This window comes from Actinomadura sp. CNU-125 (assembly GCF_001942465.1).
GTDB lineage: Bacteria > Actinomycetota > Actinomycetes > Streptosporangiales > Streptosporangiaceae > Spirillospora.
The window spans coordinates 1-8,200 of record NZ_MKJY01000249.1; the positions used below are offsets into that span (position 1 = coordinate 1).

Genomic DNA, 8,200 nt, shown 5'->3' on the forward strand with positions numbered 1-8,200 from the left:
CGTCGCCGCCCCGCCGGCCGCCGCGGCACCCGCCGCCCCCGCCGTCCCCGGGCCGGGACCGGCGAGGTCGCCGAACGGCTCGCCGACCGGCTCGGCGACCGCAGCGCGGGCGCCTACCTCGACACGTCCACCAACGAGCTCGTCGTCACCGTCACCGACTCCGCCGCCGCACGGACCGTCCGCGCGGCGGGCGCCCAGGCCCGGACGGTCGAGCGCAGCGGCGCGGACCTGCGGGACGTCATGGCCGAACTCAAACGGGACGCCACCGTCCCGGGCACCGCGTGGGCGATCGACCCCGCGTCCAACCAGGTCGTCCTCAGCATGGACGGCACCGTCACCGGCGCGGACCTGAAGAAGGTGAAGTCCGAGGCGGCCCAGCACGGCGCGGCCGTCCGGACCGAACGGGTCGCCGGCGAGTTCCGCATGTTCACCCAGGGCGGCCAGGCCATCTACGCGGGCGGCGGCCGCTGCTCGCTCGGCTTCACGTCCGCAGCGGAAGCACGTACTACTTCCTGACCGCCGGGCACTGCACCGAGATCGGGTCGACCTGGACGGACGGCAGCGGGCGGACGCTCGGCAGCAACGCCGCCAGCAGCTTCCCCGGCAACGACTACGGCGTCGTGCGGTACTCGTCGACGCCGCAGGACACCCAGGGCGTCGTCCACCTGTACGGCGGCGGCACGCAGGACATCACGCGGGCGGGCAACGCGACGGTCGGCCAGACCGTCACCCGCAGCGGCAGCACCACCGGCGTGCACCGCGGCCAGGTCACGGCGCTGAACCAGACGGTCAACTACCAGGAGGGCAGCGTCAGCGGCCTGATCCGGACGACCGTGTGCGCCGAGCCGGGCGACAGCGGCGGCTCGCTGTTCGCCGGTTCGACCGCGCTGGGGCTCACCTCGGGCGGCAGCGGCAACTGCACGTGGGGCGGCACCACGTTCTTCCAGCCGGTGACCGAGCCGCTGTCCCGCTACGGGCTGAGCGTCTACTGAGCGGTCCGGTGACCGTCAGACGGCAGGGACCTCCAAGGTCCGCAGGATCTCGGCGATGACGTCGGGCTGCCGGTCGGCCAGGTAGAAGTGGCCGCCCGGCAGCGTCCTGACGGCGAAACCGCCGTCCGTGACGTCGCCCCACCCGGCGGCCTGCTCCGGGGTGACGTGCGGGTCGTCGTCCCCGACGATCGCCGTGACCGGGACGGTGAGCCGGGTACCGTCCCGGTGCGCGTACCCCTCGATCAGCGCGAAGTCGTTGCGGACGTACGGCATGACCAGTTCGCGCAGCTCCGGATCCCGCAGCGCCTCGGCGTCGGTGCCGCCGAGCTTCACCATCTCGGCGACCACGCCGTCGTCGTCGCGGTCGGCGACCCGGTCGTCCCCCCGGTCGTGGGGCGGCCGGGCGCCGGACGCGAACAGGTGCACCGGGGCGCTGCCCCGCTCCTGCAGCAGCCGCGCGACCTCGTAGCCGACGACGGCGCCCATGCTGTGCCCGAACAGCGCGGCCGGACGGTCGGCGAGCGGCGCCAGCGCGCCCGCGATCAGCCGCGCGAGCTGGTGCGGGTCGGAGACGAGCGGCTCGCCCATCCGGTCGGCGCGGCCCGGGTACTGGACGGCGTGCACCTCGACGGCGGGGCTGATCTCCTTGGCCCAGGACCGGTAGAACACCGCCGACCCACCCGCGTGCGGCAGGCAGAAGAGCCGCATGGACGCCCAGGGGCGCGGTTCGGCGCAGCGGAACCAGCTCACGTGATCAACTCCTCCTCGTCCCGGCCGGAGACGGCGCGCGGGTCGCGGGGCAGCGGCCACGGCGCCGTCCGGGGGTCGGGGACGAGCTTGGGGGCAACGGTCTCCGCGGCCACCTTAAAGCCCCGCCGCCGGTAGTTCGCCATCGCGTTCGGATGGTCGAGGCTGCTGGTGCGCAGCCATACGCGGGTGGCGGGAACGTCGCCGGGCGCCCACAGCTCGCCGCGCCGCCAGGCGCGCCGGACGCACTGCTCCACCAGGTAGCCGCCGTAGCCGCGGCCGACGAACGCGGGCCCGAGCCCGAGGAGGTGGATCTCGGTGTCGCCGCCGGGCTGCGCCTCGATCTCGAAGAACCCGGCGAGGGTGCCCTCGGCCATCGCGAGCCAGGTGCTCAGCTCGGGCCGCTCCACCCAGGCGCACCAGTCCGCGTACGTCCAGCCGAACCGGTCCGTCCAGCAGACGGGGGCGCCGACCAGCCCGTACAGGGCCCGGTTGACGTCGGCGGACGGGGTTCCGGCCAGCGTGAACGTCATCTCGCCGCCGGGCAGCGGCGCGGGCCGCAGGTCGGCGGCGTCGAGCATCTCCATCGTCCACTCGGTGACCGCGGGGATCTCGACGGGCTCGACGGGCTCGACGGGCTCGACGGGCTCGACGGTGCTAGTCACCCATGGCCTCGACGAGGCTCTTGGGCCGCATGTCCGTCCAGTTCTCGTTGATGTGGTCCAGGCACGCCTGCCGGGTGTCCTCGTCCTTCGCGACGGTCCAGCCTGCCGGGACCTCCGCGAACGACGGCCACAGCGAGTGCTGGCCCTCGTCGTTGACGAGCACGAGGTACGTGCCGTCCGGGTCCTCGAACGGGTTCGTCATGTCATCCCTTTCCGTCGTGGATTTTGTCGAGCGCGGCGGCCAGCACGGCGCCGATCTCGGCGGCCGGACCGGGTTCCATCAGCAGGTGGTGGTCGATGTCGACGGGGTGGTCCTCGATGCCGCCGTCGACGAGCGGGCCCCAGTTGCCGTGGCCGGTGGGCGAGTCGGCGGCGCGGCCCCGCAGCGCGGTGAAGAACACGATGTCGCCGGTGTAGCGGCCGGGCCGGTAGTTCTCGGCGTGCCGCACCCCGTTCTCGTAGTTGCGGTAGACGTTGACGAGGTCGTCCTCGCCGAGGGTCGCGAGGGCGTCGCCGCGTTCGGCCAGCACCGCCATGATCTTCGCGAGGTCGGGGGCGCCGTCGGACGCGACCATCGTCTCGTCGACGCCGATGGCCTCCAGCAGCTCGGGCAGCACCTCGCGGCGCTCGGAGTCGAGGTCCTGGCCGTGGTAGGAGTCGATGAGCGCGAGCATCCCGACCTCCTCGCCGTCGGCCTGGAGCCGGACGGCCATCTCGTAGGCGACGAGCCCGCCGAGCGACCAGCCGACCAGGTGGTAGGGGCCGGACGGCCGGACGGCGCGGATCTGCGCGATGTAGTCGGCGGCCATCTCCTCGACGGACCCGGGCAGTTCCGCCTGCGTGAACGCGCGCGCCTGCAGCCCGTAGACGGGCTGGTCGGGGCCGAGGGGCCGCTGGAACTGCAGGTACGGCCAGGCGAGCCCGCCCGCGGGGTGCACGAAGAAGACGGGCGGGCGGGAACCGGACGCGCGGATCGGCAGCAGGACCTCGAAGCCGAGCCGGTCCTCGGGGTCGCCGACGCGGGTGAGCGCCTCGACGGTCTGGTGGGTGAACACGTCGCGGGGCGTCAGCTCGATCCCGGCCGCGCGGGCGCGGGCGGCGAGCTTCAGCGCGGTGATGCTGTCGCCGCCGAGTTCGAAGAAGCTGACGTCCGCGCCGACCCGGTCCACGTCGAGGACGCCCGCGACGAGTTCGGCGAGCCGCTCCTCCGCGGGGCGTCGCGGGCGCCCGCCCGGCGGCGGCCGCGCCCTGGTCGGGGGCTGGCAGGGCGCGGCGGTCGAGCTTGCCGTTGGGGCCGACGGGGAACGTGTCGAGGACGACGAACGCGGCGGGCACCATGTACTCGGGGAGCCGCCCGGCGACGAACCGCCGCAGCCCGTCCGTCCCGTCCATGCCCGGCGCGATCACGTACGCGACGAGCGACTTCACGCCCGGGACGTCCTCGCGCGCGAGGACCGCGACGTGCGTGACGCCGGGGTGCGCGGCGATCGCCGCCTCGATCTCGCCGAGCTCGATGCGGAAGCCCCGCACCTTCACCTGGTCGTCGGCGCGGTCCACGTATTCGAGGGCGCCGTCGGTGCGCCACCGCATCAGGTCGCCCGTCCGGTACATGCGGTCGCCGGGCGCGCCGTAGGGGTCGGCGACGTACCGTTCGGCGGTCAGCGCAGGGCGCCGCAGGTAGCCGCGGCCGACCCCGGCGCCCGCGATGTACGCCTCCCCGACGACGCCCGGCGGGACGGGCCGCAGGCCGGCGTCCAGGACGTACAGGCGCATGTCGTCGATGGGGCGGCCGAGCGGCGCCGACCGCTCGGCGGCGTCGGCGAGGATTTCGCGCTGCCCGACGCCGGTCGTGTACGTCGTCGCCTCGGTCGGCCCGTACATGTTGGCGACCTGCGTGTCCGGGCACGCGGCCAGGACCCGGCGCATCGCGGCCGTCGACCCGATCTCGCCGCCGGTCAGCACCTCGCGCAGCCCCGCGAACGCGTGCGGGCGCTCGTCCGCGACCAGGTTGAACAGCGTCGTGGTGATGAACAGGCCGGTCAGCGCGCCGTCCGCGACGAGCCGTTCCAGGGCGGCGCCGTCGAGCGGGCCGGGCGGCGCGACGACGGCCGTGCCGCCGTGCAGCAGCGGCGTCCACAGCTCGTAGAGGGACGCGTCGAACGCGTGCGGCGAGTGGACCAGCACCCGCTCGTGCGCCCCGCCGCCGAGCCACCCGTCGGTGGCGAGGTCGACGACGTCGCGGTGCCGCGGCATCGCGCCCTTCGGCACGCCCGTCGACCCGGACGTGAACAGCACGCACGCGAGCTGCTCGGGATGGCACGCGACGCCCGGGTCGGTGCCGGGCCGCGCGTCCGTCTCCGGATCGTCGTCGATGTCCAGGATCCGCGCGGACGTGCCCAGGTTCGCGACGCGTTCCCGCATCGCCGCGTCGACGAGCACGACGGGCGCGGCGATCTCGGCGACCGTCCACGCGGTGCGCTCGGCCGGATAGCCGTGGTGGATCGGCGCGTAGGCGCCGCCCGCCTTCAGGACGGCGAGGGACGCGACGGCCACGGCGGCGGACCGCTCCAGCAGGACGGCGACGGGCGTCTCCCGACCGACGCCGAGCCCGATCAGCCGGTGCGCGAGCCGGTTGGCGCGCTCGTCCAGTTCCGCGTAGGTGATCGCCTCGCCCGTCGCGGCGTCCCGGACCGCGACGGCGGCGGGCGTGCGGGCGAGCTGCGCGGCGAACGCGCCGGTGATCGTGCCGGGCGCCCGTCCGGTGACCGGGCCCTGCCAGTCGCGCAGGACGAGCGCGCGCTCCTCCTCGTCGAGGACGTCGATGAGCCCGAGCGGCAGGCCGGGCCGGTGCGCGATCGCGTCGAGGATCCGGACGAACCGGCGCATCAGCCGCTGCGCGTCCGCGGCGGTGAACAGGTCGGTGCGGTGGTCGATGCGCAGGGACAGGCCCGGCCCGGGGACGGCCGCGCACGTCAGCGGGTAGTGCGTGGCGTCGTGGCCGCCCACGTCGCGGAACGTGAGGCCGCCGAGGTCGGTGCCCGCGGCGTCCGGGTCGAACGGGTAGTTCTCCAGGACGGTCATCGTGTCGAACAGCGCACCGCCGCCCGCGAGCCGCTGCACGTCGGCGAGCCCCAGATGGTGGTGCGGCAGCAGCGCGGCCTGCTCGTCCTGCAGCCGGGCGAGGGCGCCCGCGACCGTGTCCGCCGGACGGACGCGCACCCGGATCGGCAGCGTGTTGATGAACAGCCCGATCATCTGCTCGACGCCCTGCAGTTCGGGAGGCCGTCCGGACACGGCGGCGCCGAACACGACGTCGGTGCTCCCGGTGAGGCGTCCGACGAGCACGCCCCACGCGAGCTGCAAGACGGTGTTGAGGGTGACGCCCTGCGTGCGGGCGCGCGCGCTGAGCGCGGCGGTCAGATCCTCGGTGAGGCGCGTCCGCACCCGTCCGACGGGTTCCGCGCCGGGCTCGGACGCGCCGGGCGCGACGAGCGCGGGCTCGTTGAACCCGTCGAGGGCGCGGCGCCACGCGTCCTCGGCGGCGCGCGGTCCTGCGCGGCCAGCCACGCGAGGTAGTTCTTGTAGGGGGCGACGCGCGGCATGCCGGTGTCGTCGCCGTTCGCCAGGTAGAGGGCGAACAGCTCGGTCTGCAGGACGGGCGTGGACCAGCCGTCGAGCAGGATGTGGTGGTTCGTGAACACCATCCGGTGCACGTCGTCGGCGAGCCGGACGAGCAGGAACCGCAGCAGCGGCGGCTTCGCCATGTCGAACGGCCGCGCCCGCTCGGCGTCCGCGAGCCGCGCCGCCTCCGCCTCCCGCTCGTCCTCCGGGAGGCCGGTCAGGTCGGCGTCCCGCCACGGCACCTTCACCGCGCGGTGCACGACCTGCACCGGCGAACCCTCCTTGCGCTGCCGGAACCCGGACCGCAGGTTCGCGTGGCGGCGCAGCAGCGTCGCCGCGGCCGCCCGCAGCGCGCCGGCGTCCAGCGGCCCGTGCAGGTCGAACACCACCTGCGCCGTGTAGACGTCGTTCCCCGAGTCGTAGAGCGCGTGGAAGAACAGGCCCTGCTGGAGCGGCGACAGCGGGAGGATGTCCTCTAGCTGCGACTTCGTCACTCGTCCTCCCATTCGTCGTCGAACTCGCCGTCGAGTTCGGCGGCGAGTTCGTCGATCTCGTCCTGGCCGACGTCGACCAGCGACAGGTCGGACGGCGTGAACCCGCCGACCGGGCCGCCCGCGGCACCGTCCACGACGTGCGCGACCAGGCCGCGCAGCGCCGCCGTCCAGCGCCCCGCGAGGTCCGCGATCGCGGCGTCGTCGAACACGTTCGCCGCGTACGTCCAGGTGGCCGTCAGCTCCGGGCCGTCCGGCAGGTCCCGGGTGTGGGCGTTCACCTCGACGGCGTGGACGAGCGCGAGCGCGTCGTCCTGCCCGCCGCCGAGCGCGTCCGACTCGGCCTGGCCGGCCGGGCTCCAGTCGGCGTCCTCCGGCGCGGCCGTCCGGCCGAGGTAGTTGAACGCGACCTGCGGGTGCGGCCGTCCGGCGAGGCGCCCCGACGGGTTCAGGTACCGCAGCAGCCCGTACCCGATGCCGTTGTCGGGGATCTCCCGAAGCTGCTCCTTGACGCGCTTGAGCGCGGTCCCGACCGAATGGCCGCCCGCGCGGACGTCGGACGCCTCCACCCGTCCGGCGTCGATCCGCACCGGGAAGATCGAGGTGAACCAGCCGACCGTCCGCGACAGGTCCACGCCGGGGACGATCTCCTCGCGGCCGTGCCCCTCCAGGTCGACGAGCACCGCCGTCTCGTCCGTCCCGCCCCGGTCGCGCCGCCACTCGGCGACGGCCAGCGCCAGCCCGGTCAGCAGCACGTCGTTCACCCGGCCGTGGAACGCGGCGGGAACGTCGGCGAGCAGCGGTCCCGTGACGTCGGCGGGCAGGCTCACCGTGTGGTGGCGGGCGGTGCCGAACGTGTCGGCGGCGCCCAGGGGGCGCGCGCCGAGCAGCGGGTCGGGCGTCGCGAGGACGTCCTCCCACAGCGGCAGCTCGGCGGCCCGGCCCGGGTCGGACGCCTCGGCGGCGAGGCGCTGCGCCCCGAAGGAACGACGTCGGGACGGGGTCCAGCGCTCCCCCGGCCCACCCGGTGACCAGGTCGGCAGCAGGATCCGCCACGACACGCCGTCCACGACCAGGTGGTGGAGGGTCAGGAGCAACCGGCCCGAACGCTCCGGGCCCGCGTCGAACCACACGAGCCGCACCATCGTCCCGGCGGCCGGGTCGAGGCGGTCGCGCGCGGCGCGCGCGCGGCGCGAGCACCGCCCGCAGCGCCGCCGCCGTCCCGTCCGGCGACGTCCACCCGCCGGACGAGCGGCGCCGCGTCGACCGTCCCCCGCTCGGCGACCTCGAACTCGTCGCCGCCGCCCCTGCTCGTGTTCACGCGGAGGCGGAGCATGTCGTGGTGGTCGAGGACCGTCCGCAGGGCCTCGGTCAGTTTCGCGATGTCGAGGTTCGGCGGGACCCGCAGGAGCATGCGCTGGCTGTAGTCGGTGACCGGACCGTCCAACTCGCGGAACCAGTGCATGATCGGGGTCGCGGGGACCTGTCCGATGCCGCTGCCGGGCGGTTCGGCCTCGACTTGGCCGTCTTCGTCGACGGGACGTGCGGCGGCGGCGAGTTCCTCAACGGTCTGGTGCTGGAACACCTCGCGAGGGGTGATCGCCAAGCCGTCCTGGCGGGCGCGGGACACGAGCTGGATCGCGATGATCGAATCGCCGCCCAGGTCGAAGAACCCGTCGTCCAC

At 74.6% G+C, this 8,200-nt stretch carries 9 protein-coding genes and 1 pseudogene; 2 read left to right on the plus strand and 8 right to left on the minus strand.

From position 1 onward, the window contains the following. Positions 1-516 (plus strand): alpha-lytic protease prodomain-containing protein (locus BJF79_RS61755; RefSeq protein WP_262402626.1); only part of this gene is annotated, 516 nt, incomplete at its 5' end. Beyond that, positions 513-992 (plus strand): S1 family peptidase, encoded by a 480-nt coding sequence (locus tag BJF79_RS61760; protein ID WP_410050144.1) that lies wholly within the window; start codon positions 513-515, stop codon positions 990-992. The genes BJF79_RS61755 and BJF79_RS61760, both read left to right, overlap by 4 nt. A gap of 15 nt (positions 993-1,007) precedes the next feature. Here the strand turns inward: BJF79_RS61760 and BJF79_RS26775 are convergent, their stop codons facing one another. The 8 genes and pseudogenes from BJF79_RS26775 to BJF79_RS61780 all read right to left on the minus strand — a co-directional run. Continuing rightward, positions 1,008-1,742 carry a thioesterase II family protein gene (locus BJF79_RS26775; protein WP_075901484.1) on the minus strand — a complete coding sequence of 245 codons (735 nt, stop codon included), beginning with the start codon at positions 1,740-1,742 and terminating at the stop codon, positions 1,008-1,010. Beyond that, positions 1,739-2,404, minus strand: coding sequence for a GNAT family N-acetyltransferase (locus BJF79_RS26780; RefSeq protein WP_262402627.1), 666 nt, complete (start codon positions 2,402-2,404; stop codon positions 1,739-1,741). Before BJF79_RS26780 ends, BJF79_RS26775 begins: the two co-directional genes overlap by 4 nt. Continuing rightward, a complete protein-coding gene (locus BJF79_RS26785) occupies positions 2,397-2,606 on the minus strand; it encodes an MbtH family protein (protein WP_075901485.1) in 210 nt (69 codons plus the stop codon). The genes BJF79_RS26780 and BJF79_RS26785 overlap by 8 nt, the downstream gene beginning before the upstream one ends. A gap of 1 nt (position 2,607) precedes the next feature. Next, on the minus strand, positions 2,608-3,573 hold the full coding sequence (locus BJF79_RS61765; protein WP_262402632.1) for an alpha/beta fold hydrolase: 966 nt from the start codon (positions 3,571-3,573) through the stop codon (positions 2,608-2,610). Positions 3,574-3,745: 172 nt separating this feature from the next. Continuing rightward, positions 3,746-5,872 (minus strand): annotated as a pseudogene (locus BJF79_RS61770) (non-ribosomal peptide synthetase); the annotation flags it as partial. Beyond that, positions 5,821-6,531: a condensation domain-containing protein gene (locus BJF79_RS61775; protein ID WP_262402628.1), complete on the minus strand. Its 711-nt coding sequence runs from the start codon at positions 6,529-6,531 to the stop codon at positions 5,821-5,823. The pseudogene BJF79_RS61770 and the gene BJF79_RS61775, both read right to left, overlap by 52 nt. Continuing rightward, a complete protein-coding gene (locus tag BJF79_RS26795; protein ID WP_262402629.1) occupies positions 6,516-7,649 on the minus strand; it encodes a condensation domain-containing protein in 1,134 nt (377 codons plus the stop codon). Before BJF79_RS26795 ends, BJF79_RS61775 begins: the two co-directional genes overlap by 16 nt. Next, the coding region (locus BJF79_RS61780; RefSeq protein ID WP_262402630.1) for a phosphopantetheine-binding protein at positions 7,604-8,200 on the minus strand (597 nt) is incomplete at its 5' end. The genes BJF79_RS61780 and BJF79_RS26795, both read right to left, overlap by 46 nt.

Bases quoted from the DNA above. Each gene is read 5' to 3' on its own strand.
- BJF79_RS26785 (WP_075901485.1), bottom strand. From the start codon at position 2,606: ATGACGAACCCGTTCGAGGACCCGGACGGCACGTACCTCGTGCTCGTC.
- BJF79_RS61775 (WP_262402628.1), bottom strand. From the start codon at position 6,531: ATGGGAGGACGAGTGACGAAGTCGCAGCTAGAGGACATCCTCCCGCTG.